At 62.7% G+C, this 24,596-nt stretch carries 22 protein-coding genes; 14 read left to right on the top strand and 8 right to left on the bottom strand.

What is annotated here, in order from left to right; translation table 11 throughout:
• Positions 1–124 precede the first annotated feature (124 nt).
• The 3 genes from DS839_RS31305 (at position 125) to DS839_RS31295 (ending at position 3,548) form a co-directional block, all read left to right on the top strand.
• The gene (locus DS839_RS31305) at positions 125–349 is read left to right on the top strand and encodes a YjiS-like domain-containing protein (RefSeq protein WP_119274467.1); all 225 of its coding nucleotides are present in this window, start codon (positions 125–127) and stop codon (positions 347–349) included.
• A gap of 257 nt (positions 350–606) precedes the next feature.
• Positions 607–1,149, top strand: a complete 543-nt coding sequence (locus DS839_RS31300; protein ID WP_162918927.1) for an AfsR/SARP family transcriptional regulator — start codon at positions 607–609, stop codon at positions 1,147–1,149.
• Positions 1,140–3,548 carry an ATP-binding protein gene (locus DS839_RS31295; protein ID WP_119274465.1) on the top strand — a complete coding sequence of 803 codons (2,409 nt, stop codon included), beginning with the start codon at positions 1,140–1,142 and terminating at the stop codon, positions 3,546–3,548. The genes DS839_RS31300 and DS839_RS31295 overlap by 10 nt, the downstream gene beginning before the upstream one ends.
• A 3-nt stretch (positions 3,549–3,551) precedes the next feature.
• Here the strand turns inward: DS839_RS31295 and DS839_RS31290 are convergent, their stop codons facing one another.
• The 6 genes from DS839_RS31290 to DS839_RS31265 form a co-directional block, all read right to left on the bottom strand.
• Positions 3,552–4,100: a DUF488 domain-containing protein gene (locus DS839_RS31290; protein ID WP_119274464.1), complete on the bottom strand. Its 549-nt coding sequence runs from the start codon at positions 4,098–4,100 to the stop codon at positions 3,552–3,554.
• A 12-nt stretch (positions 4,101–4,112) separates the two neighbouring features.
• Entirely contained in the window at positions 4,113–4,322 is a 210-nt protein-coding gene (locus DS839_RS31285; RefSeq protein WP_119274463.1) for a hypervirulence associated TUDOR domain-containing protein, read from the bottom strand.
• A 50-nt stretch (positions 4,323–4,372) separates the two neighbouring features.
• A complete protein-coding gene (locus DS839_RS31280) occupies positions 4,373–5,290 on the bottom strand; it encodes a DUF5996 family protein (RefSeq protein ID WP_119274462.1) in 918 nt (305 codons plus the stop codon).
• Between the two features lie 31 nt (positions 5,291–5,321).
• Positions 5,322–6,128: a family 1 encapsulin nanocompartment shell protein gene (locus DS839_RS31275; protein ID WP_119274461.1), complete on the bottom strand. Its 807-nt coding sequence runs from the start codon at positions 6,126–6,128 to the stop codon at positions 5,322–5,324.
• A gap of 1 nt (position 6,129) precedes the next feature.
• Complete coding sequence (locus DS839_RS31270) at positions 6,130–7,170, bottom strand: Dyp-type peroxidase (protein WP_119274460.1); 1,041 nt, start codon at positions 7,168–7,170, stop codon at positions 6,130–6,132.
• A gap of 178 nt (positions 7,171–7,348) precedes the next feature.
• The gene (locus tag DS839_RS31265) at positions 7,349–7,543 is read right to left on the bottom strand and encodes a hypothetical protein (protein ID WP_119274459.1); all 195 of its coding nucleotides are present in this window, start codon (positions 7,541–7,543) and stop codon (positions 7,349–7,351) included.
• 575 nt (positions 7,544–8,118) lie between these two features.
• Here DS839_RS31265 and DS839_RS31255 point away from each other — a divergent pair.
• On the top strand, positions 8,119–8,397 hold the full coding sequence (locus tag DS839_RS31255; protein WP_119274457.1) for a hypothetical protein: 279 nt from the start codon (positions 8,119–8,121) through the stop codon (positions 8,395–8,397).
• 252 nt (positions 8,398–8,649) lie between these two features.
• Here DS839_RS31255 and hydA read toward each other — a convergent pair whose 3' ends face one another.
• Positions 8,650–10,080 (bottom strand): dihydropyrimidinase, encoded by a 1,431-nt coding sequence (gene hydA / locus DS839_RS31250; RefSeq protein ID WP_119274456.1) that lies wholly within the window; start codon positions 10,078–10,080, stop codon positions 8,650–8,652.
• Between the two features lie 15 nt (positions 10,081–10,095).
• Positions 10,096–12,516: a GcvT family protein gene (locus DS839_RS31245; protein ID WP_119274478.1), complete on the bottom strand. Its 2,421-nt coding sequence runs from the start codon at positions 12,514–12,516 to the stop codon at positions 10,096–10,098.
• Between the two features lie 278 nt (positions 12,517–12,794).
• Between DS839_RS31245 and DS839_RS31240 the strand changes: the two genes are divergently transcribed.
• From DS839_RS31240 to DS839_RS31195, 10 genes are all read left to right on the top strand, one after another.
• A complete protein-coding gene (locus DS839_RS31240) occupies positions 12,795–14,468 on the top strand; it encodes an ABC transporter substrate-binding protein (RefSeq protein WP_119274477.1) in 1,674 nt (557 codons plus the stop codon).
• Positions 14,469–14,544: 76 nt separating this feature from the next.
• Positions 14,545–15,558: an ABC transporter permease gene (locus DS839_RS31235; RefSeq protein ID WP_119274455.1), complete on the top strand. Its 1,014-nt coding sequence runs from the start codon at positions 14,545–14,547 to the stop codon at positions 15,556–15,558.
• Positions 15,555–16,436 carry an ABC transporter permease gene (locus DS839_RS31230; RefSeq protein ID WP_368912024.1) on the top strand — a complete coding sequence of 294 codons (882 nt, stop codon included), beginning with the start codon at positions 15,555–15,557 and terminating at the stop codon, positions 16,434–16,436. The genes DS839_RS31235 and DS839_RS31230 overlap by 4 nt, the downstream gene beginning before the upstream one ends.
• Entirely contained in the window at positions 16,433–18,493 is a 2,061-nt protein-coding gene (locus tag DS839_RS31225) for a dipeptide ABC transporter ATP-binding protein (RefSeq protein WP_119274454.1), read from the top strand. Before DS839_RS31230 ends, DS839_RS31225 begins: the two co-directional genes overlap by 4 nt.
• Positions 18,490–19,734, top strand: coding sequence for an MFS transporter (locus DS839_RS31220; RefSeq protein WP_119274453.1), 1,245 nt, complete (start codon positions 18,490–18,492; stop codon positions 19,732–19,734). Before DS839_RS31225 ends, DS839_RS31220 begins: the two co-directional genes overlap by 4 nt.
• The gene (locus DS839_RS31215; RefSeq protein WP_119274452.1) at positions 19,731–20,489 is read left to right on the top strand and encodes an SDR family NAD(P)-dependent oxidoreductase; all 759 of its coding nucleotides are present in this window, start codon (positions 19,731–19,733) and stop codon (positions 20,487–20,489) included. Before DS839_RS31220 ends, DS839_RS31215 begins: the two co-directional genes overlap by 4 nt.
• Before the next feature lie 30 nt (positions 20,490–20,519).
• Positions 20,520–21,545 carry an NAD-dependent epimerase/dehydratase family protein gene (locus tag DS839_RS31210; protein WP_119274451.1) on the top strand — a complete coding sequence of 342 codons (1,026 nt, stop codon included), beginning with the start codon at positions 20,520–20,522 and terminating at the stop codon, positions 21,543–21,545.
• Between the two features lie 12 nt (positions 21,546–21,557).
• Complete coding sequence (locus DS839_RS31205) at positions 21,558–22,478, top strand: allantoinase PuuE (RefSeq protein WP_119274450.1); 921 nt, start codon at positions 21,558–21,560, stop codon at positions 22,476–22,478.
• Positions 22,453–23,877: a dihydroorotase gene (locus DS839_RS31200; RefSeq protein ID WP_368912023.1), complete on the top strand. Its 1,425-nt coding sequence runs from the start codon at positions 22,453–22,455 to the stop codon at positions 23,875–23,877. Before DS839_RS31205 ends, DS839_RS31200 begins: the two co-directional genes overlap by 26 nt.
• Positions 23,823–24,596, top strand: coding sequence for an SDR family NAD(P)-dependent oxidoreductase (locus DS839_RS31195; protein ID WP_119274448.1), 774 nt, complete (start codon positions 23,823–23,825; stop codon positions 24,594–24,596). The genes DS839_RS31200 and DS839_RS31195 overlap by 55 nt, the downstream gene beginning before the upstream one ends.

Below are 24,596 nucleotides of genomic sequence, written 5' to 3'. Positions count from 1 at the left end.
GCTCAACATTAATCGATTCAAGGCTGATCTCCATTTTTCAGCCTTGAATCAATTTTCTGCTGATTTGGGAATCCCCTGATTGTAAACAGGCCCTAGTTGCATCAACAGCCGGCCCGCGCCGGCGATGGAGAAATGGAGATCATTGACCATGAACAGACGTGGAGTCTATCAAAAGCTTCTTGCTCTGCCCGTCATCGGCACCCTCTCTCACCGCAGTGAGAGGAAGCGTGACTCGTCTTTGCACAGACTGCCAGATCATCTGTTGAAGGACATTGGAGTGACGCGGTCAGAAATTCTGTCCTTGACCAGATTCCGCGGCAGCGATCGGACAAGACGGCAGCGCGGCTGAGTCCGGCCCGCTGTGTGCCTGGCCGTTAGGCAGATTCCCCTTTAGCTCGCTTTTCGGACATGGCGGACTTCCAAACTGGGGAACCGAATAGCTGTTTCGGAATGTTGTAAGTCGTGAAGTAAATGTTGCAACTCTGATAGCTTTATGCCAAATAATGTTGCACTCGTGACATACAAGGAGCTGAGGAAGCCCGGATATAGAATATTATTCCTCGGCAGAAGGACTCTGACGCCTGAGTTGGAAACTCGGAGCGCAGAGTGTTTCGCATTGGCGGCTGGCCGGAGAGCTGCAACCGTCGCGATCGGAACACTTCTGCTGGGACGACCGCTTTGGCATTTGAATTCAAAGTGCTCGGTGACTTCTCGGTTCGGCGCGACGGCGCGGTGGTGGCGCTGCCGCAGTCGCGTAAGACGCGTGCACTTCTCGCCTACCTTGCGCTGCAAGAAAAGCCGCAGCGTCGCGAAAGGCTCTGCGAGCTCTTCTGGGACATTCCTGATGATCCACGCGCGTCGTTGCGCTGGAGCCTCACAAAGCTGCGTCCGATCCTGAATGCGGATGGTGAAGCACGCCTCGAGGCCGACCGCAACCATGTCCGTATCGTCACCGGTTCGATCGCTCTTGATTATGAACTCATCAAGGGAGTGTCGCCCGAGTCGGTCGACACTTTGCCAACCGAGCGGCTGGAAGAAATCGCAACAGCAATTCGGGCTCCTTCCTCTCTGATCTCCATCTGCCGCGCTGCCCGACCTTCGAAGCATGGCGCGTCTATTGCACCAACCAGACCGAGATCTTGCGTCTAAGGACGCTGCGCGCGCTGGTCGGTCGTCTGGCCGACGAGCCGGAGCGGGCGCTCGTTCATGCGCATACACTGCAAGCGCTTCTGCCGGATGAAAATCTCGGCCGAGAAATCGCCTCCCTGAGCGAGCGCGCGCGCAAGAGTGTCACGGCGAATGCCTCGAAAGTGACATTCGCGAGTGACGTCCCGCTGAGAAGCAGCATGACCCCGATTGGCCACCGGACCCGTCGCCAGGCGACGATCCTGTCGGCAAGCTTCATATCCTCGGGCGGCCCTGTGGACGATCTTGCTCCTGAAATGGCCCTTGCAGCCATCGATCCGCTGCTCCTGCAAGCCGCCGAAATCGTGCGGGCGAATGGCGGCGTCATGCTCGACGCATCCGAAAATGGGCTGACGGCTTCTTTCGGTGCACCTCGCCCTCTCGAGGATCACGCCGCCTTCGCCTGCCGAGCGGCATTGGATTTGCGCAAACTGTCCTCGACCTCGTCGATCCGGATCTGCATTGCCATCGATACCGGCAATGTGATCCTCAGCACCGCTCCCGAACCGGGCCGCGCGGAAGTGCGCGGCGGACCGGTCACCAGAGCCCATGCGCTTAATCAGGCGCTGCGTCGCGACCTCGTTATCGCAACCAGGCGCGCCCAAGCCGCCGCTGACGGCTTTGTGACGATGCGCGAGCTTCCGTCGCTCGCGATTCCGGGTTACCCCGAGGATCAGCGGCTCTTTGAAGTGATGCAGATAAATCGCGGGCGTTCGCGCTGGCAATTGCGCGCCGAACGCCAGCTGTCGCCCTTCGTCGGCCGTGAAATTCAGCTGCAGATGCTCAACAAAGCCTGGCATGACACATATTACGGCGAAGGCCAGACGGTGATGATCGTCGGCGATCCTGGCATCGGCAAATCGCGCATGACCCACGAATTTGTCGGTGTCATCCCTGTTGACGAATTCGACAATCTCGAGGGCGGCGCTCTTGAGCAGGATCTGCGCAGCGGCTTTGTGGTCATGCGCAAGATTCTGCAGGGACTATTCGGCATCAGCGATATGGAAGCCCCGCAGGTGGCGTCAGACAAGCTTCTTAAAGCCTTTGGTACTCGAGGCCTCGAGCAACGCTTGCTCGATCCGATGCTGGCCGTGATGGAATTGCCCACGCGAGAACCGCTGTGGGCGACACTTTCGGGTACCGAGCGATCGCGCCGTATGCAAGAAGCGACTGTCGCCCTTCTAATGAGGCTCGCGCGGACGAAACCAGTTGTGCTGCTCGTGGAGGATTTGCACTGGATCGATCATGAAAGCGAAGCGATCCTGACGCGGCTGGCGCAAGCGGTCCCTGCCGTTCGGTTCCTGCTTATTCTGACCTGCCGGCCTGAATATAACCGCGAGGTCTTTAGCGCGGCTCAGCCGGTCGAGATCCGCCTTAGCGGTCTCAATCCGAACGAATCTGCAACCCTCATTGACTATCTCATCGGACGCGACGCCGGACTCGGCAATTTGCGCCGGAAGCTCGCGGAAGTGTGCAAAGGCAACGCACTCTTCCTCGAGGAAACGGTGCGCAACCTCGCCGAGACCGACAAGCTCGTAGGCAAGCGCGGCCACTACAGACCCGCGGGGAAAGTCGGCGAGATCGTCGTTTCCTCAAACATCCACTCGATCATCGACGCACGATTCGAGCGAATGGACGATGACGCCAAGCATGTCGCCGAAGTTGCCTCGATATTCGGCGACGACATTCCGCTTCCTTCGCTGCGAAGGATGGCGGCACTGCCTGAAGCGCGGTTCGACGCGGCCATCCGCAGCCTCAGGAATGCCGATCTTCTCGTCGAGGTTCAAATCTTTCCAGATGCCGCTTGGCGTTTCAAGCATGCCCTTATCCGCAACGCCATCTCGGACCGGATACTGTCGACGACGCTCGTCGAACTGCACAAGGCCGCACTCACCGAGCTTGAGGCCTGTTATGCGGATCGGCTCGAGGAAAACAGCGAGCGCCTGGCGCGGCACGCTGAGTTGGCTCAGCTTTGGCAAGAGGCAGCAGGCTACCTCCTGAACTCAGCAAAAAGGGCGATCAAGCGATCGGCGCATGAGAGCGCACTTGAGCAACTCGACCACGGGATCGAGATCATGCGGGCGAACAATATCGCCGGTGCAGATGAGCTTGAGATAGATTTCCAGTTCGCCAGGGGTGTCGCTCTCACGACCGCACGCGGCTGGCGTTCGCCCGAAGTTGTCGCGGCATTTGAGCGTGCAGAGGTACTGTGCCGGAAGACCGGCGATAGAGCACGTTTGGTCACAGCGTTCCGTGCTCACGCTCAACATCACATGCTGCGCGGTAAGCCCGCCTCGGTACAAGAGATCGCCTCGAGATTGACAGACCTTGCCAAGTCCGTGGACTTGTTGCCCGCTGCCTGAAAGTCACGCGTCCGGTCGATGCGCCGCCGGATAAATGATCGTCCCACCGGGCTGTGTCACGGCACCGGGGGTGAGACGGGCAGGCTCCAGCCGGCCCTGCCCCATGATATGGAAGACAATTTCTCCAGCGGCGATGAGATAATCAGCAACGATGCGGCGATGGCAACGCCACCACACGGCTTCCGAGCACATGATCGCGCAACGCCGTTTTCGCCCTTCATCCAACAGATGCTCCAACCCTGCGTGAAACGGCGCGGAAAGCGCGTAGTCGGCGTAGTTGTGGAAGCTCTCATTCGTCCAGAAGCCATTGACATCCGCAGGCGAGCCCCGGGTTTTCCCGCGCAGACCGCCGAGTGCCGCCATGTGCTCATAGGAGACGCCGACGGCCGCCAGGGCGTCGGGAAGCGTATCCTTGTTGAACTGCGGATTGGTTCGCGATCGTGGCACTGTTCTGATATCCACGACAAACTCGATGTGAGCTTCCCTCAACAGCTCGATGAACTCCGCCAGGCTTCGGTTGGAATGACCGATGGTGAAGAAGGGAAGCGTCACACACCGCCTTCGTCACGCATAGTCGAGGGCGCTGCCCTTATGGGCCGCGATATGGTCGGTCTTGTCGCTCTTGATCTCGTATTGAGGATCCGCTTGCGAGGCATGATGCACATGACCCTTGTAGTCGAAGTCGGTGGTGTGAATGGCGATGATCGTCCCCGATACCCGGCCGGCTTCGGAATTCCAGCGCACATGATCGCCGATCTTGAACCTTCTAACCATCTCGTGGGCCCCTCGTTCCCGCATGCATCTTGGTTAAACACTTCTAGCAGCTACACAGGTGTGCCGCTGCCAACGAGACTCGGGTCCCACCCTGCACGCTCTGCACCAGCCCTGTAGGCGGACTCGAAAAACGACAGCAGATCGGCATCAGGGTTCTTCGAGTTGCGCAAATCGTCATAATCAAAAAGGAACTCGCCCATGGCCGAGTCCCATCGCGAAGCTGGCGGGCTTATTCGTGCGCTTTCGATCCCTTCGGGCTGCGGGTAGGTGAACGAAAAGAAGGCCGGCTGGGGATAATCGCTACTGCCGGACCACCACCCCACCTCAACCAACTCCGCATCCATCGCGTTGCGGCTGACATAATCTGCCTCAGCGCCGGGTGAAGCAGGTTTGCCGTTGTAGCGCACGTCGCGAATGTCGAGCGTTCCCCACATCAGACCAATGGGCTGAGTCTTGCCTTTGAAACGACCATGGAAAACCTGCATGACGCGTTGCGTACTGAGGAGGATTCGCCACCAACGATTGACAAGTGCCGGCTCATATGGGCGTCGCTGCGTATCCGCGTCGAACGAAATGGGATGGGGTACTTCTTGCGGCATCCGGTTGATGGAAACATCAACGCCTGCGCTACGGAGCAAACCAAACAGGTGATCGACGAACTCCGCGACAGACATCGGCCCCAACCCGAAGCGACCTGAAAATCCCCAACTGGTCGCGCATCCCACTTCGTGAGAAATAAAGTCAGCCGAGACTTCATATGCGCCGCCGGCATAAGGGATCGGTCCTGTCGTCAATCCTCGGCCGCTGAGCCAGAGCGGCACTTCAGCCCACTGCGGTTGAAACGGCTCTTTCAGTTTCAGCTTGCCCAGGACCTGCAGGCTCATATGGAGAAGACACTGGGTGGCCACGAAATCCTGGTATGGAAGAGGTGGCCAGGGATCGTAAACGATATTGCTCGTAACCGACATTTCAGTGTCCTCATGCAAGGGGCGAAACTCGTTACTTCTTCCCCGGGGCGAGCGCGACGGCAGCCTCGGTCGTCAACAGCCGGAAAGTGAGGGTCTCCTGGAAATAGAGTTCGACGACCGTGCTGGAATGGCTGAGGTACCCGATCGAGATGTCCTGGCCGACATCCAGCGCAAAATCACCGCCTCGGGTGGTGACGACGAAACCGCCGGCAAGGGCGGGCGCCCAGATGATCCCACCGTCGACCACACGTTCGATATGGTGAAAGACCGGATAGCCCTCGTCGCTTCCTCCGCTCGCCGCCGTGTAAGCCTCCGCACCGAGCACAAGCGCGTAAGGCCCGTTGACGCCGGCAAGCCGCAACTGGCCGACCGCCTGCGCGATGGCGCCCGGATAGCCTGCGACATTCGCAGGCAGGGTGATCGGCGGATTGCTGTTCCCCGCACGGATGCCCTCAATCCCCGCCGCGGCATATCCATCGAAGATGGCGCGGTCTTCGGCATAGGCGATCTTGCGCGCCGCCTCCTTCACCGGTGACCAGTCGGAATCTGTCGCGCCGCGCTCTACATCGTCGATCGCCTGCCGCGTGAGCTCGAAAGGAACGCGCAACTCGACGAGCGCTTTGGCGTCGCGCTGGGCGGCTTGAATTCCAGCGCCGGGCGCCTCGATCTGGTGAAGATGACCAGTGCCGACGGCCGAGAGCTCGAGCCCTTTCGGACCCAGCACATCGACGACCCGCCGCCCCGCCAGATGGCGCTTGAGGGTGCGGGACGCCTCCTCCTCGATCTGAGCCCAGGCCTTGTCGGAGATAGGTGCGAGTTCTCGGTGGAGATTATTCATTTCATGCCTCGTTTCTCAGGGAACCAATGCCGAGTGAGCCATCGGGCGCAGATGGTCGTGATCCGGCTGCGGATTCTTCGAGGGGCGGCCCAACAGCCGATGCGGGCGCCTCGTCCGCGCCGACGGTTTCGAGGAAGGTCGCCGACGGCACAAAGAATAGCGTACCGGTGACGGCGCGACTGAAATCGAGGAGCCGATCATAATTTCCCGGCGGCCGGCCGACGAACATGTTCTCGAGCATCTGCTCTATTCTATGGGGGGAACGGGCATAGCCGATGAAATAGGTGCCGAACTCCCCCTTCCCCGCGTCGCCGAACGGCATGTTGTCGCGCAGGATCTCCAGTTGCTCGCCGTCCTCGATAATCGTCGTCAAGGCGTTGTGGGCCGAGGTCGGCTTCACGGCATCGTCCAGCTCGATGTCGGAAAGCTTGGTCCTACCGATGATCTTCTCCTGGGCTTCGACGGGCAGCACGTTCCACCGCGTCAGGTCATGCAGGTATTTCTGCACGATCACATAACTGCCGCCCGCGAAGGTTGAGTCCTCTTCACCGATGATGGTGGCCTTGACGGCGTCCTGGTCCACCGGGTTCTCCGTCCCATCGACGAAGCCGATCAGATCGCGATCGTCGAAATAATTGAATCCGTGCACCTCATCCGCGGTCGCCACCGCGCCGCCAAGCCGCGCCATGATCTGCGTTGCGAGCTCGAAGCACAGATCCATGCGGGTGGAGCGGATATGAAAGAGGACGTCGCCCGGCGTCGAGACCGCATGATGCTGGCCGCGGATTTCGCGGAAAGGGTGCAGGTCTTTCGGCCTCGGCGCGCCAAAGAGCCGGTCCCAGGCATCGGAGCCGAAGGCCATCACGCAAGACAGCCGGCCCTCGAGATCGCGAAAGCCGACGGCGCGCAGAAGTGCCCCCAGATCGCCGCACATGGCGCGCATGGCGGCGTCACTTTCCTTGCCCGGATTGAGAGTCACGACAAGAAAAATGGCCGCCCGCGTGAGCTGGGCGGCGACCGGTTGCGAAACAGCGGATGGCACACTTCTCTCCTTGCTGACCTGTTCAGGATCTCTCGGCATCTCGTTCACTTTCGGACAAGGTCAGTTTGTAGGACCTGGCGCCGGTGCCAGCAAGTCTACCTCCGTCGATAATGAGATATTCCTCGCGGATAGGTCGCCTTCAAGGAAGCGCGCCAGTCGAAGCACATCCACCCACGCGCTAGTCCATGTCACGAAAGGCGTGGCCGTCAGCCGCGACACCTGCGACGACGCTGGGCGGCAACAGGTCTTGCGCCGCGGTGCCGTCAAAGACCCAGTCGTTTTTGTCGGCGAGATTGGGGAGACCGGCGCCCTTGCGCACATAGAGACCAATGGCGGGCTTTTTGACATTGATGTAGAGGTCGTATTCTTCCATGCCGATATCTCCATGGCCTGTCCTGTTGCATCGAGGACGGACAAACTGTCCTTGCCAGTCATAGGTAGCACACGATCCCAAGTGAGGCGCCGTGGCGTCGTTACTTTGTACGACGGCCCTTGAAGTACCCGGCGTTTGTCGTGTTCTGCTTGATGTTGGCCGTTTCGCCTTGTTCTGCAATATTGTCCACGGCCTTCCCCGGTGACATATCCTTCTTGATTTCCGGCCTTCCTCCCACGCCTTTCCGACTGCGGCTGGCTGGCGGGACAGGCGGCATCCTATTGTGATGAGACATGGCGACACCTCTTTGCACAAGCGGATCAAACGCTCTGCGACCGCTACTGTATACCGTGAGCAACGGACGCGCCAATTCATATAGGCAACAGTATTAAGCATCGGCGAGTCATCACGCTTCGGGCAGCCAGACAGCAAAAGTCGCACCCTTCCCCGGCTCCCTCTCGGCCGGTACCAGCTGGGAGATCTCCTGCACGCTCTAGGTAGCAGTGCCCATTCAGCCCTGGCGCGGCTCGTGCGAATCTCGCGAGGCGAACCAAAACCCGAATAGGGAGGTCATCATGAACATTCCTGAATGGATCAAGCCGGCGGCATGGGGTGGGGTTGCCGGCGCCGTCATCATTGCGATTGTAAGCTTCAGTGCCGGCTGGGTCGTCACAAGCGGTTCTGCGGCACAGATGGCGAAGGACGAAGGGGCCAAGACGGCACTTGCCGCGCTGACGCCGATTTGCGTCGCCCAGTTCAAGAGCCAATCGCAGGAGATACAGACAACCCAGCTCGCGGCGCTGCAAAAGGAAAATTCTTACAATCGCGGCGATTATGTCGAGAAGCAGGGCTAGGCCACGCTGCCCGGCAGCGAAAAGCCCGATGATGACGTCGCCGACGCCTGCGCAACGGAACTGATGAACCTCACTCAGAAATGAGATGACACCGCCAATCGCCTGAGGATCTGGGATGGCCGAAGACAAACCCCTTGGTCAGCGTTGGGAAGAGTCGCGGCAGCCAGCATTTGCGCCGACAAGCTGGCGAATACAGAAATGCCGCCGGTGAAGGCGGCAGACGGTTCGAGCAGCTGACGCTGCATTTTGAGATCAGCGGTCCAGCCAGGGCGTCGAATCCTCGACGGGTAATTTAGCCGAGGCCGGATCGGACGGGCGGCGCGCTACGAAGCAACCGAAGCCGGGCGCTGCCTGAAGCTTTTCGTCGGCGATGACCTGTGTGCCGCGGACCAGCACCGTGATCGGCTTGCCCGTTATCTCCATGCCCTCATAGGGCGTGAAGTCGACGCGGGAATGAAGCTCGGCGTGGCCGAGACGCCAGCTTCGGGTCGGGTCCCAGAGCACCAGATCCGCATCGAGCCCGACGGCGATGCGCCCCTTGCAATGATCGAGCCCATAGATCACGGCAGCCCTGCGCGCGGTGAGGTCGAGATAACGCGTGAGCGTCAGGCGGCCCGTCAGCAATCCTTCGGAAAACAAGAGCGGCAGCCTGGTTTCGAGCCCGGGAACACCGCTGATCGTCGTGGTGAAGCCCGGCCTGTTGGCGCTGCCCACTTTGTCGGCAAAGAAGTAAGGCGAATGATCCGAAGACCAGATATCGATGCCGCCCTCCGCCAAGGCCTGCCAGAGATGCTGCCGGCTCAGCGGCGAACGCGGCGGCGGCGAAAAGACGAACCGCACCGCATCCACAGGCGGGCGATCGAGATCGGCGGCGCCGAGGAAGACATATTGCGGACAGGTCTCGGCGGCCACATCGACGCCGCGCCGGCGCGCGCGCATCACCTCTTCCGCCGACTGGATCGAGGAGACATGGACGATCGTCAGGCGCGCGCCGGTCATCTCGGCAAGCGCCAGAGCCCGATGCGTCGCTTCCCGCTCCATGATCTCGCTGTGCGCGACGGTGTGATAGCGCATCTCTGTGCGCCCGAGATCGATCAGCTTCTGGCGCGTACGCCGGATCGCGGCATCGTTCTCGGCATGCACCATGACGACGAAGCCGAGCCGGCGCGCAACGTCCAGGACGGTGAGGAAGAGATCGTCATCGACGGCGAAGCCCGCATACGTCATGAACAGCTTGACCGATGCGATGCCCTGCTCCTTGAGCCCAGCAAGCTGCACCTCGACATCGGGCCCCGTGGCCTGAGTGACCACCGCATGCAGGCCGTAATCGACAACCGAACGGCCGGCGGCGCACCCCATCGCCCGCTCGAGCGCCGAGACCGTCGTCATATCGGGACCCGGCATGCCGAAGGGGATGATGCAGGTCGTTCCGCCGAAGGCGGCCGAAATCGATCCGGAGGAGAAATCATCGGCGTTCCTGGCGCCGCCCCAGACCGGCTGGTCGAGATGGCAATGGGCGTCGATGCCGCCGGGCAGCACCCATCTCCGCGATGCATCGATCGCGCTCCGGCCCTGCAAAGATGGGCCGATCGCGGAAATTCGCCCCTCGTCGATGCCGATGTCGCAGTCGGCCCAGCCGTCGTCGAGCGCGACCCGCCCGCCTGTGATCACAAGCTCATGCATGGAGAGTCCCGCGGCTCACGCGCGTAACCGGTGTCCGTCCGGATCGAAGGGCGGACGCTCCAGCAATTTGGCCGGATGCGGCTCACCCAGTATGGCGACCGTCAGCGCGTCCCCGGACTTTGCCGTTCCCGCTTTGACATAGCCCAAAGCCAGCGACATGCCCACCGAATAGCCGTAGGCGCCGGACGTTACCTGCCCGACCGGGGTGCCGTCGGGCAGAAAGATCGGCTCGCCGCCCGAGGCATCGGCATTCTTCGCTTCGATCGCGATCATGATCAGCTCGTCACGCGCCGGCTTGTCGGCGATCCCGACATAGGCGTCGCGGTTGAGGAAGGCGCCCTTCTCCAGCTTGATCAGCCGATCGAGCTTCACTTCCTGGGGCCAGTATTCCGGCGAATATTCACGTCCCCAGCTGCCATAGCCCTTTTCCACCCTGAGCGACAGCAACGCGCGCGAGCCGACCGGCCCGCCGCCTTCCTGGCGGGCGGCATCGATCAGCGTCGTATAGAGCCTTACCTGATCCTTCTCCTCGCAATAGAGCTCCCAGCCGAGATCGCCGGTGAAGGACACGCGCAAGGCGATGACGTCGACGCCGGCGACGGTGATGCGGCGCGAGCTCATGAAGGGGAAGGACGGCGTCGTCAGATCATCATTGGTCAGGCGCTGCAGGAGGTCGCGGGACTTGGGACCGGCGACGTTGAAGCCGCACATGTCATTGGTCACCGAGCGGAATGTCGTGCCCGCCGGCAAGGGCACCATTCCGAAGAAGCGCTGATGGTAGCGCTCCGCCATGCCTGAGCCGAACATCCTGAATTCGTCCTGGCCGAGCCGGGTCACGGTGAAATCGCCGGCGATCCCGCCCCGCTTGCCGATAAGCGGGGTCAGGCACGACCTTCCAACACGCGAGGGCATCTTGTTGGCGAAGAGCGCGTTGAGCCAGGCCTCGGCGCCCGCTCCTTTGACCTCGTATTTGGCGAAGTTCGAAATGTCGATGACGCCCACCTTCTCGCGCAGCATGAGCGCTTCACGCCCCACCGGATGCCACCAGTTCTGCCGGGTGAAGCCGACTGTCTCTTCGCGCGGCTCGCCGTCGACCGCGAACCACAGCGGGTGCTCCCAGCCGAAATTGAGCCCGAAAACGCCGCCCATGTCCTTTTGCAGCGCATAGGTCGGACGCGTGCGCACCGGCCGGCCGGCGGCGCGCTCCTCATTCGGGAAATGGATTTTGAAACGATGGCTGTACTGGTCGCGGACACGCGCCTTGGTGAAGTCCTTGCCGGCCCAATGGCCGAAGCGTGCCAGGTCCCAGCCGAACATATCGTGCGTCGGCTCGCCCTCGATCATCCATTCGGCCGCCAGGCGCCCCAGGCCGCCCGACTGCGAGAAACCCGGAATGATGCCGGCGCAGCAGAAATAATTGCGCAATTCGGGGATCGGACCGAACAGGGCCGCGCTGTCGGGCGACCAGATCATCGGACCGTTGATGACCTTCTTCACGCCCGCCCGTCCCACCGCCGGAACGCGGGCGATGGCGCGCAGCATATTTTCCTCGATGCGCTCCAGATCGTCGGGAAACAGCTCGTGACCGAAATCCTTGGGCGTACCGTCCTCGGCCCAGAACTTCATCGCCCGCTCATAGGCGCCGATGAGCAGTCCCAATCCTTCCTGGCGCAAATAATATTCGCCGTCGCGGTCGGCGACCGAAGGCAGCCGCCGGCCCATTCCTGCGATCTCCGGTATGGTCTCGGTCACGAAATACTGATGCTCCGTCGGGATGAGGGGCAGCTCGAGCCCCGCCAAGGCGGCGACCTCGCGCGCCCACAGGCCCGCGGCATTGACGACCCACTCGGCGTGCACATCGCCTTTGGTCGTGCGCACGGTCCAGCTTCCATCCGGGCGCTGCTCGGTTCCCGTCACCGCGGTGAAGCGGTGAATTTCGGCGCCGCGCTGGCGGGCCCCAGCGGCATAGGCGGCGGTTACGCCGGACGGATCGACATTGCCGCCTTCGGGCTCGTACATGATGCAGCGAATGCCGTCGAAATCGACCAGCGGATGCAGCCGCTCCGCCTCGCTACGGTCCACTTCATAGAAATTCATGTCGTAGCGGCGGGCCTTGGCCTCCTGCAATCTGAGCTGATGCTCGCGCGCCTCGGTCTGGGCCAGATAGAGCGAACCCGGCTGGAAAATGCCGCAGCCCTGGCCGGTCTCCTTTTCCAGCTCCTTGTAGAGCGCCATCGTATAGTGCTGCAGGCGGCTGATGTTGGTCACATCATGCAGCCCGTGGATGTTTGCGGCGGCATGCCAGGTGGAACCGGAGGTCAGCTCGTCGCGCTCGAACAGCACGACATCTCGCCAGCCCTGTTTCGCGAGATGGTAGAGGATCGAGCATCCGATCAGGCCGCCGCCGATCACTACAGCCTGGGCGTGGGTTCGCATCTTGAATTCGTCCCTCTTTCGGGGCGGCGCAAATTTCCCCGTCATGGATGTGGGCAGTTGGAGCTCAATGACCCCAGTTTTTCGAGCGCAGGCTATCTAGATAACGTGGGAAACGCCTGTAAAGCGGCCGGCGCCGCTTTTCGAAGCCAAGATGGCCAAAAAAAACGAAGCCATAGGCATATCAACTTTCGTTTGTGAGCCGGTTGACGGCGTGTAGCTTTTGCTCGGGACAAAGAGTGCCGCGGATCAGCGGCGCCGATAACTGGGAGGTCAAGACCGTGGATAAGACAACGCATCCCTATATTCCGACGCTCCTCGGCCAGCTCAATGAGGGGAGCATCAGCCGCCGGGATTTCCTGCGCAAATCGACCCTGCTCGGCCTCTCGGCAAGTGCCGCCTATGCCATGGCGGGGATCGCCGAGCCCATCGGCGCGGCGCGGGCCGCGGCCATGCCCAAGGGCGGCAATCTGCGCATCGGCATGCGCTGCATGGAGATCAAGGACCCGCACCTTGCCGATTTCGCTGAGAAATCGAACGTCATCCGGCAGGTCTGCGAATATCTGACCATCACCGACCGCAACAACATCACCCATCCCTATCTGCTCGAGAAATGGGAGGTCAGCGACGATCTCAAGAGCTGGACCCTGCATTTGCGCAAGGATGTGAAGTGGCGCAAAGGCCGGCCGCTGACGGCCGACGATGTGATCTGGAATCTCAAGCGGGTCTGCGATCCCAAGATCGGCTCATCGATGCTGGGCCTGTTCACCGGTTATCTGGTCGAAGAATACGAGACCGGCGAAAAGGACGACAAGGGAAACCCGAAGAAGTCGAGCCGGCTGTGGTCGGACAAGGCCATCGAGAAGGTCGATGACCACACGGTGCGGCTCAATACATCATCGCCGCAGATCGCCGTGGCCGAGCATCTCTTCCATTATCCGATGTTCATTCTCGATCCGGAGGAGAAGGGCGCCTTCGGTGCCGGCGCCAATGGCACGGGCCCCTTCGAGATCGTCGAGTACACGGTCGGCAAGGCTGCGAAATACAAAGCGCGCAGCGATTATTGGGGCGATGGCCCCTATCTTGACACCTTCGAGTTCGTCGATCTCGGCGACAATCCCAGCGCCGGCATCGCCGCGATGGCGTCGAAGCAGGTCGACGGCCTCTCGGAAGCCGACGCCGTGCAGATCAATTCGATGAAGGCCTTCCCGCATGTCGCGGTCTATACGGTGGAGACGACGCAGACCATCGTCGCCCGCATGCATCCCGAGGTCGAGCAGTTCAAGGACAAGCGCGTGCGCCAGGCGATGCGCCACGCCATCGACCGCGACAAGATCATCCAGACCGTGCTGCTGGGCGCCGGTACGCCCGCCGAAGACCACCATGTCGCGCCCTCGCATCCGGAATATGCGGCATTGCCGAAATACGGCCGCGACATCGACAAGGCGAAAAAGCTGCTGGCCGATGCCGGCTTTCCCGACGGCTTCGAATACGACATGGTCACTCGACCCGATCCGATCTGGGAGCTGAATACCGCCCAGGCCCTGGCTGAGCAGTTCAAGGACGTCGGCATCAAGATCAACATCAAGTCGCTGCCGAGCGCCCAATATTGGGAAGTGTGGACGGCGGCACCGTTCAGCCTGACGGCCTGGGGCCACCGGCCGCTCGCCATCATGACGCTTGGGCTGGCCTACCGCTCGAATGCGGCCTGGAACGAGTCGCACTTCTCGAATGCCGAGTTCGACAAGCTGCTTACGCAAGCCGAGGGCATTCTCGATCCCAAGGAGCGCAGCAAGGTCATGGCCAAGATCGAGGCGATCATGCAGGATGAGGGCCCGATCGTGCAGCCATTCTGGCGTGTGTTCTCGACCGTGATGGACAAGAAGGTGAAGGGTTTCGAACTGCACCCCTCGCAATATATCTTTGCCCACAGCTATGCGGTCGCCACCGCCTGACTTTCCGCCGTTCCCGGCCGCCCAGGCGCGCGGCCGGGAATAAACTGATCGAGCAAGGAACGGAACCGACCGGCTGATGGCAACATTCCTGGCGAAGCGGCTGGCGATGATGCTGGTTACCATGGTTGCCGCATCATTCCTGGTCTTCGCCGTCTGCGAATTCACGCCGGGCAGCGTGGCGCGCAAGTCTCTCGGGCCTTTCGCCACGCAAGAGCAGGTCGACCTCCTGACCCAAAAGCTGAAGGCCGACGATCCCCTAGTCGTGCGCTATGGCCGCTGGGCCGGCGTGCTTCTCGGCATCATTTCCGATCCGCTGCAGGATCCGAGCACCGGCCTTAACTTCACGGATCCCCGTGGTGCCCGCTATTTCGGCAATTTCGGCTATTCGACATTGAACAAGCTGCCGGTGAACGACGTCATCTGGGACAGGCTCGGCAACACCGCCATTCTCGGCGGCCTCGCCTTCATGCTGATCGTGCCGCTGTCGATCCTATTCGGCGTCCTTTCCGGACTGAAGGAGGGCGGCATCCTCGACCGTTCGCTTTCGGTCGTCTCCATCACCTTCACCTCGATCCCGGAATTCGCCTCGGGCGTCTTCCTGGTGACGTTGTTCGTGATCCTATGGCCGCTACTGCCCGGCACCAGCTCGCTCGACACCGGCAGCGGCTGGTCGATCCCCTCGCAGCTCGTGCTGCCGGTCGCGGTGCTGGTGATCTATGATTTCGGCTATGTCGCCCGCATGATCCGCGTCTCGATGATCGGCGTCATGGAGAAACCCTATATCCGAACCGCCGTGCTGAAGGGCATGAGCACAAGGCAAGTCGTCCTCGGCCATGCGCTACGCAATGCCATGATCGCGCCGTTCACCGTCCTCCTCCTGCAGATCAACTTCCTGATCAGCGGCGTCGTCGTCACCGAGCTGGTCTTCGCCTATCCGGGCTTCGGCCGGCTGCTTCTCGATGCCAGCCTGTTCGGCGACATCGCCACAATCGAGGCGGCCACGCTGATCACCGTGGCCATCGCGGTCACAACCCAGTTCATCGGCGATCTCGGTTACATGCTGCTCGATCCGCGGATAAGATTGCGATGAGCGTGTTGACCGAACAAGGCGCGATGGAAGCGAGGGCCGCGAGCGCGAAGATCATCAAGCGCCGGCAGTGGACGCGGATATTGCGCTCCCGCACGGCGATGATCGGCTTGTTCATCGTGGCCTTCTGGGTCCTGGCCGCCCTCTTCGCGCCGATCCTGCCGCTCTACTCACCGACCGAGCAGGATGTCACGGCGATGGTCGATCCGACGCCGTCGGCAACCCACTGGCTCGGCACCGACATTCTCGGCCGCGATCAGCTGTCGCGCCTGATATTCGGCGCCCGCACGGTGCTGACGGTGGCGCCGCTCTCGGTCGCCGTCGCCATGATCGTCGGCATCACCATGGGCATGCTGGCGGGCTATTATGGCGGCTGGATCGATGCCGTGATCAGCCGCTTTTCCGATGTCATCCTCGCCTTTCCGGTGCTGGTGCTCTACGTCATCCTGATCGCCAATATCGGCCCTTCCATCATCAACATCGTCATCGCCACGACGATCGCCTCGGCACCCGGCATAGGCCGCATCACGCGCGGTCTCGTGCTTGGCCTGAAACACCAGGAATATATCGCAGCCGCCCGGCTGCGCGGCGAGAGCACCTTGTTCATCATGCTCGTCGAGCTCTTGCCGAACTGCCGCAGCATGCTGATCGTCGATGCCTGTCTGCGCATCGGCTACACGATCATCACCATCGGCATATTGGGCTTTCTTGGCCTCGGCCTGCCGCCGCCCAATCCCGACTGGGGCGGCATGGTCAAGGAGAGCACCACCGTCCTCAATGTCTGGCCGCTGATGTCGCTCGTGCCTTCCTTTGCCATCGTCAGCCTGGTTTTGGGCTTCAACCTCCTGGCCGACGGCCTGCGCGAGGCCTGGAAGCCATGACGGCCGCACCCATCGCACCGCTGCTCGAGGTCAGGGACCTGCGCATCGAATATCGCGGCAAGATGGAAACGATCGTCGCCGTGCCCAAGCTCTCCTTCAGCGTCAGACCCGGCGAGAGCTATGGGCTGGTCGGCGAATCCGGCTGCGGCAAGAGCACGACGGCCATGGCGATCATGGGATATCTCGGCAGCACCGGCGTGATCGCGGGCGGCAGCATCCGCCTCGAGGGGCAGGAGCTGGTCGGCGCGACACAGCGGCAATTGCGCGCCATACGCGGGCGGCGCATCGCCATGGTCTATCAGGACCCCATGGGCGCGCTCAATCCGGTCAAGACGATCGGCGCACAGCTCAGCGAAGTGCCCATGCTGCATCTGGGCTCGACCCGCGCCGAGGCCACGGACATGGCGGCGGCCATGCTGAAGGACGTGCGCCTGCCGGATGCGGGCGACATGCTGAAGCGCTATCCGCATCAGCTCTCCGGCGGGCAACAGCAGCGTGTCGTCATCGCCATGGCTCTGCTCGGGCGGCCCGCGCTGCTCCTCCTCGACGAGCCGACGACCGGCCTCGACGTCACGGTCGAGGCTGCCGTCATCGATCTGATCGCCGAATTGCGCCGCCGCTACCGGACCAGCCTTCTGTTCATTTCCCACAATCTCGGCCTCATCGCCGAGGCTTGCGACCGCGTCGGCATCATGTATTCAGGCGAGATGGTGGAGGAAGCGCCCACTCGAAACCTGTTCGGCAGGCCGCGCCATCCCTACACGCAGGGCCTCATCGATTGCATTCCCGATATCGCCAGCGGCAAGCACACGCGCACTTTGGCCGCCATACCCGGGCACATTCCGCTTCCCGGCGAGCGGCCGCCGGGGTGCCTGTTCGGACCACGCTGCCGAGAGTTCCGGGCCGGCATCTGCGACAGCCTGCCGGAAATCCCGCTGGCGGCTGCAGGAAAGGACCATCTCGTCCGCTGCAGCCGATGGCGCGAGATTGACTGGACCAGGACAGAACTGCCGCCTCATATGAGCGGCGCCGTCTCGCCCGCCGATACCATCGAGATATCGGACATCGGCAAGCTCTATCACATCGGTTACCGCAGGACCGTGACGGCGAATGAAGCGGTCACCTTCGCGGCCGGCAAGGCCGAGATCGTGGCCCTCGTCGGTGAATCGGGCTGCGGCAAGTCGACCTTGGCGCGCATCGTCACCGGCCTCGATCGCGCGACCTCGGGCGAGATTCGCATGGCCGGCGAGAACATCGCCGAATTGGAGGCAAGCCAGCGACCCCGGCACCTGCTGCAATCGATCCAGATGATCTTCCAGAATCCGGATTCGACGCTCAATCCGTCGCACTCGGCCGGCTTTTCGATACGCCGCTCGTTGAAGAAGTTCGGGCTCCGCAAAGGCCGCGATGCCGTCGAGCAGCGCATGCGCGAGCTGCTCGAGATGGTGCGGCTGTCGCCCGATTTCGCGACGCGCAAGCCCGGCCAGCTTTCGGGCGGCCAGAAGCAGCGTATCGCGATCGCGCGCGCTTTCGCGATCGACCCGTCCCTGATCGTCGCGGACGAGCCAGTCTCGGCGCTTGACGTTTCGGTGCAGGCCGCAGTGGTGACCCTGCTGCTCGATATCCAGGCGAGCCAGCATACGACGATGCTGTTCATCAGCCACGATCTCGCCCTCGTCCGCCACGTCGCCGACAAGGTCGTCGTCATGTATCTCGGCAGGATCATGGAGAAAGGCACCGTCGATGAGATCTTCGGCGATACCACCCATCCCTATACCGAGGCGCTGATCTCGGCGATCCGCAGCACCAACCCCGAAGAAACGTCACGGACCCGCATCATGCTCACCGGCGAGACCCCGAGCCCGGTCAATGTGCCGCCCGGTTGCCGCTTCGCCAGCCGCTGCCATCGCAGGGTCGGCGCGATCTGCGACACGGTTCCGCCGCCGGTCCAGCAAGTATCGGACACGCACGAGATCGCCTGTCATATTCCGATAGAGGATCTGCGGATGCGGGCAGCGATCGTGTCGCCCGCGCCCAAGGTTCATGAGCCCTCATGACGCCGTTCAGGCTCTCAGCTTTGCGTTTCTGGAGCCGCGCCGAACGCTCGCGCGCCATCCTGCCGATCATGAACCGGGTGTGCCTCGCCGGCACCGCCAGCGCCATGCTCACCACTTCCGTCTCGCTCGCTCTCAGCAATCCCGCCGTCCAGCCATGGATCGTGCAAATGGTGCTGACGGCCTACCCGATCGGCTTCCTGGTGGGCTGCCTGGTCACGCGGCCGCTCGTCTCCCGCTTCGGCCATGAGCGCGCCTTCACGCTGATTACGCTGATCTCCGCCCTCGCCTCGTCGGGTTTCATGCTGACGGACTTCATGCCGGCCTGGTTCGGCTTCCGGCTGTTGGGTGGGCTCGCCATGTCGGCACTGTTCATCGTCTGCGAGAGCTGGATCAACCTCTATGCCGAGCAGCACAACCGCGGAACGCTGTTCTCCGTCTATATGCTGACGACCGCGGTCGCGGTTCTCCTCGGCCAGCTTCTTCTCGCCGTGGCCGGCCCGCATTCGCCGCACCTCTTCACCATCAGCGCGGCAACGGCCCTGCTGGCATTCCTGGCCAAATTTGCGTCCGGCCCATGGCCCGCTTTGCCGTTTGTCTCGGCCGCACCTGAAAGTCCGCAGCGCGACGAAAGCTACGGTCTCATCCGCCTCTTCCGCCTGGCGCCTGTGACCGTCGTCGCCATCTTCCAGGCGGGCATCACCAATTTGAACATCTTCGTGCTGACGCCGCTCTATGGTGCCGGCATCGGCCTGTCCGCGACGGCAATAGTGGGCCTCGTCACCACCATCAGCATAGCGGGGATGGTGGCGCAGACTCCGGTCGGTTGGCTTTCGGATCGCCTCGACCGGCGCGTCATGCTGCTGATCCAGGGCCTGCTCTCGGTTTTCCTCTGCGCCGCGATCGCCTGGCTCGGCAAAAGCTCCGCGCCGCTCTTGTTCGTGCTGTTCTTCCTTTACGGCGCCACGGCGCTCACCGTCTATCCGGTGGCGATCGCCTTCGCCAACTCGCAGCTTCACAGCCGCCACATGGTCGCCGCGTCGGGCGCCTTGCTGCTGCTCTACTCGATCGGAAACATTCTGACCCCGGGCTTGGCCGCCGGGCTGATGGAGCGCACGGCGCCGCAAGCGATGCTGTTCGTGCTAGGGGCGGGCGGCATTCTCGTCGCCATTGCCGCCTGCTTCAATCTGGCGCGCCCGCCGCTCACGACCGCGGTCGCACGTGCGGCCGGAGGTGATCGATGACCGGGACCGACCGGCTGGCCGGCAAGGTGATCCTGATCACCGGTGCCGCGAGCGGCATTGGCGCCGCCATCGCGCAAAGCTGCCAGGCCGAAGGCGGCAAGGTCGTCTGCGCGGACCACAATGCCGAGGCCGTCGAGGCGCTGGCGGCAGAGCTCGGACCGGATGCCGAGGCGGTCGAATGCGACGTCACCGATATCGACGCGGCCCAGCATGCCGTGGATGTGGCGCGCAAGCGGTTCGGACGGCTCGATGGATTGGTCCATAATGCGGCGGCGCCGTCGACGGACGGAACCGTCGCCGATCTCGATCCTGCCACATGGCGGCTCGAGATCGACGTCAGCCTGACCGGCGCCTTCCTGATCAGCAAATTCGCCGTGCCGCTGATGATTGCGGGTGGTGGCGGATCGATCGTGCTGATCGGTTCGCAGTTTGCCCGCGTCGCCACCGGCAAGTCGGTCGCCTATTGCGCGGCCAAGGCCGGCCTTGTCCATCTCGCCAAGGCGATGGCGGTCGATCACGCCCAACACGGCATACGCGTCAACAGCCTGTCGCCCGGCGCCGTGGCCACGGCGCGCCTGCTGAAGCGATGGCCCACTCTTGCCGCGGCCGATGCCGGCCTCGGCCCTCTGCATCTCCTCGGCCGCATCGCGCAGCCAGAGGAAATCGCGGCAGCGGCGGTCTTCCTGCTCTCTTCCGATGCTTCCTTCGTGACCGGAACCGACATGCTGGTGGATGGCGGCTATGCGGCACGGTAATTTTGTCTTCCCAACACAAGGCTTCTCGACATGACCCTCCTCGTCACCGGCGGCACCGGCTTCGTCATGAGCGTCCTCGCGCGCGAATGGCTCGATCGCGATCCCAAGGCGCGCACCGTCATTCTCGACCGCTCCGGTCTCGATGCGATGGCGCAGAAGTACTTTGCACCGGTGCGAGACCGCCTGACGGTCATCACCGCCGACATCCTCGATCCCTCGGCATGGTCGGCGGCGCTCGACGCGGAAGACATCACCGCCATCGTTCATGGCGCGACGATCACGCCGATCTCGCGCGGCAGCGCATCGGAAGCGAAGCGCCAGCCGGAGGCGGAGGACCCTGCCCGGATCGTCGACGTCAATCTGATGGGCACCGTGCGCATGCTGGACTGGGCGCGCAATCATTCCGGCGTCAGGCGCCTCGTCTATGTGAGCTCGGGCGCGATCTATCGCCATCATGGGCCAGACTGGAGCGGCGAGCCCTTGCCCGAAGACGGCTATGTGGCGCCGCTCACCCTCTACGGCATCTCCAAATTCGCTTCCGAAATGGTCGTCAACCGCTATGCCGATTTGTTCGGCCTGTCGGCGGCTTCGGTCAGGCTGGCATCGGTCTATGGGCCCATGGACCGGGCAACCGAAAGCCGCAACTTCCGGCATGTGCCGAACCGCATCGCCCATTTCGCCCTAGCCGGCGAAGTGATCCGCCCGAACAGCCTGGAGCCGGTCGGCGACTACATCCAGTCGAGCGACGTGGCGCGAGCGATCATCGCACTCCTCGACGCCCCGCAACTGCGTTATCGCCACTACAATATCGGCAGCGGCACGACTACGACCATCGGCGACATCATCGGCTGGGCGCGCGAAAGAGTGCCGGGCCTCACGGCAGAGATCAGCGCCGCGGATAAGGCCAATATCGTCCAGGATCCGGCCCTCAAGCATGGCATGTGGGGCGCCTATGACATTGCCCGCATCGAGCGCGACACCAACTGGCGGCCACGACCGGGCAAGGAGGCCTTCCATGCCTATATGGACTGGATTGCCGAGCATGAAATGAGCTGAAAGGAATTTCCGATGCCGACGAACAATCAGCCGCGCGACTTCGTGGGCTATGGTCCGAACCCTCCTTTCATCACCTGGCCCGGCGGCGTGAAGGTCGCGATCAATCTCGTCCTCAATTACGAGGAAGGATCCGAATATTCATGGGCGGAGGATGGGCGCAACGACAATTGGGGCGAATACAACATCCCCGTCAGCCCTCCGGTGCGCGACCTCGGCACCGAGACGCATTTCGAATATGGCAGCCGCGCCGGCGTGTGGCGCCTCGCGCGCCTGTTCGACCGCTACCGGATACCGGTCACGGTCTCGGCCTGCGCCGTGGCGCTCGAGCACAACCCCGCCGTCGTCGATTGGATGAAGGCGCGAGGTCACGATTTGCTCGGCCACGGCTTGCGCTGGGCCGAATATTCGACCGTCGACCGCGAGCAGGAAGAGCGCGATCTCCATGAGGCGATAGCACTTTATCAGAAGCTGACCGGGCAGCGTCCGCTGGGCTGGAATTGTCGGTCGTTTCCGAGCGTCAACACCCGCGACCTCCTGGTGCGCGAGGGCGGCTTTCTCTATCACTCCGACCCCTGCAACGATGACTTGCCGTATTTCACCGAGCATGACGGCACGCGGATTCTCGTCGTCCCCTACTCGAAGACGCTGAATGACAGCCGCTATCTGATCGCGCCGGGCTACAGCAATCCGCGCGACTTCGCCGAGGACTGCCGCTCGGCCATCGACTATCTGCTCGGCGAAGCCGATGAGATCGGCGGACGCATGCTGACCATCGGCATCCATTGCCGCTGGACCGGCCAGCCCAATCGCGCATCGGGGCTGCGCGATGTCATCGAATACGCTACGAAGACGCCGGGGGTTGCGTTCATGCGCCGCCTCGACATCGCGCGTTACTGGCTGGACCATCATGAAAGCTTCGAACGACATGGCTAAGGACTTCGACACGCTGATCACCAACGCTACGGTGATCGATGCCGATGCGCAAAGCACCGGCCAGGTGGGCATCGTGGGCGGACGCATCGCCGCCTTGCTCGGCCAGGACACGGCGGCAACGGCACGGACCGTCATCGATGCGTCGGGCTCCATCCTCCTGCCCGGCCTCGTCGATGCGCATGCGCATCTGCGCGAGCCCGGCCTCACGCACAAGGAGGACTTCTCCTCCGGCACACACGCGGCGGCGCTCGGCGGCGTCACGACGGTGCTCGACATGCCGACGGACGATCCGTGGACGGCCACCGCCGAACAGCTCTCCGACAAAATGGCGATGGCGCAGAACCGCATCCATGTCGATGTCGGCTTCCAGGCGGTCGTCAGCCATGACCTCGATCAGATCCTGCCGCTGCACGAGCTGGCGCCAGTATCCTTCGAGCTCTTCACCGCCGACGTGCCGCAGCCCTTTCTGTTCGCGACCATGGACGCCGTGCTCCAGGCGCTCGAGCGCTTCCGCGGCCTCGATACGCTGGTCGCGATCTCGCCCGGCGATCAGTCGCTTCTGCTCGGCGGCCTCGAGCGCGCGGGCACCGATGAAATTGCGGCTTTTCTGGACAGCCGTCCGGCATCGGCGGAAGCCAACGGCATCTCGCGCGCCGTCCTGGCTGCCGCGACCACCGGAATCCCGATCCATGTGCGGCAGATCAATTCGTCGTTCGGCGTGGAGACCTGGGGGCGCCTGCGCGGAATGGCCGATGCAAGCATCGAGACCACGCCGCAGAATCTGTTCTTCACGGCGGAAGACTACAGGCTGCAGGGAGCGAATGTGAAAGCCTCGCCACCCTTCCGGGCGAAAGCCGATATCGATGCCTTGCGCCAGGCTGTCGTCCATGGCCTCATCGACATCATCGGCACCGACCATGCCCCGCACACGCCCGCCGAGAAGGCCCCAGAGTTCACGGCCTTCGGCGACATTCCAGGTGGGATGCCGGGGTTGCAGACGCTGTTGCCGGCGATGCTCAAGCTCGTCGATGAAGGCCTGATCGACTTTGCCGACATCGCCCGCCTATGCGCGCGCAACCCGGCGGAACGTTTCGGTCTCGGCAAATCCAAGGGACGGATCGCCGTCGGTCATGATGCGGACATCGTGTTCCTCGACCCGCGTCAGAGCAGCGTCATCCGCAACGCCGATCAGGTTTCCAAGGCCGGCTACACGCCCTATGACGACTGGACCGTGTCAGCCAGGCTCACCCGCGTCCTTCTGCGCGGCGAGGAGATCGTGCGGGACGGCAAATTGGTGGCCCAGCAGAGAGGCCAGGTCGTCACGCGGAAAGGCGGAAGCGAACCATGGGACATCTTGCAGGCAAGGTCGCCATTGTCACCGGCGCGAGCTCAGGGATAGGCCGCGCCATCGCCCGGCGCTATGCCGCCGAGGGCGCCAGCGTCGTCATCGCCGACAGCGTCGAGGTTCCGATCGAAGACGGCTTGCCGACGAAGGCGGTGATCGAGCAGGCCGGCGGCATCGCCGACTATCGTCCGACCGATATCGCCGACTGGGCCGCCGTCGACCGCCTGGTGGCGGCCACCGTCGAACGGTTCGGCAGGCTCGACATCATGGTCAACAATGCGGCCATCTACACCTCGACAAATTTGCTGGAGACTACGCCCGAACAATGGAACCGGGTGATCGGCGTCAATCTCACCGGCTTCTTCTATTGCTGCAAGCGCACCGTCCAGCAGATGCTGAACCAGGCCCCCGTGAACGGCGTGCGCGGGCGCATCATCAACATATCGTCGCAACATGGCATGGTCGCCTGTCCGGGCGATTTTCCCTATTCGGTGAGCAAAGGCGGCATCGTCCAGATGACGCGCCAGATCGCGGTCGATCATGCCCAAGACCTGATCGTCTGCAACGCGATCGCGCCCGGAAAGATCATCACGGGGAAGCCCGGCATCGCCAACGATCCCGATGCGCTCGCCTATTCACGCCGCCGGACCCCGTGGCCGCGGCTCGGCGCACCCGATGACGTCGCCGGTGCCGCTCTTTTCCTCGCCAGCGACATGTCGAGCTATGTCACCGGCGTCAATCTGATGGTGGATGGCGGCTGGATGGCAGCATGA

It is taken from the genome of Taklimakanibacter deserti, assembly GCA_003574785.1.
Note: the sequence above shows the minus strand (reverse complement) of the source record. Positions and strands in the feature narration are given on the sequence as shown.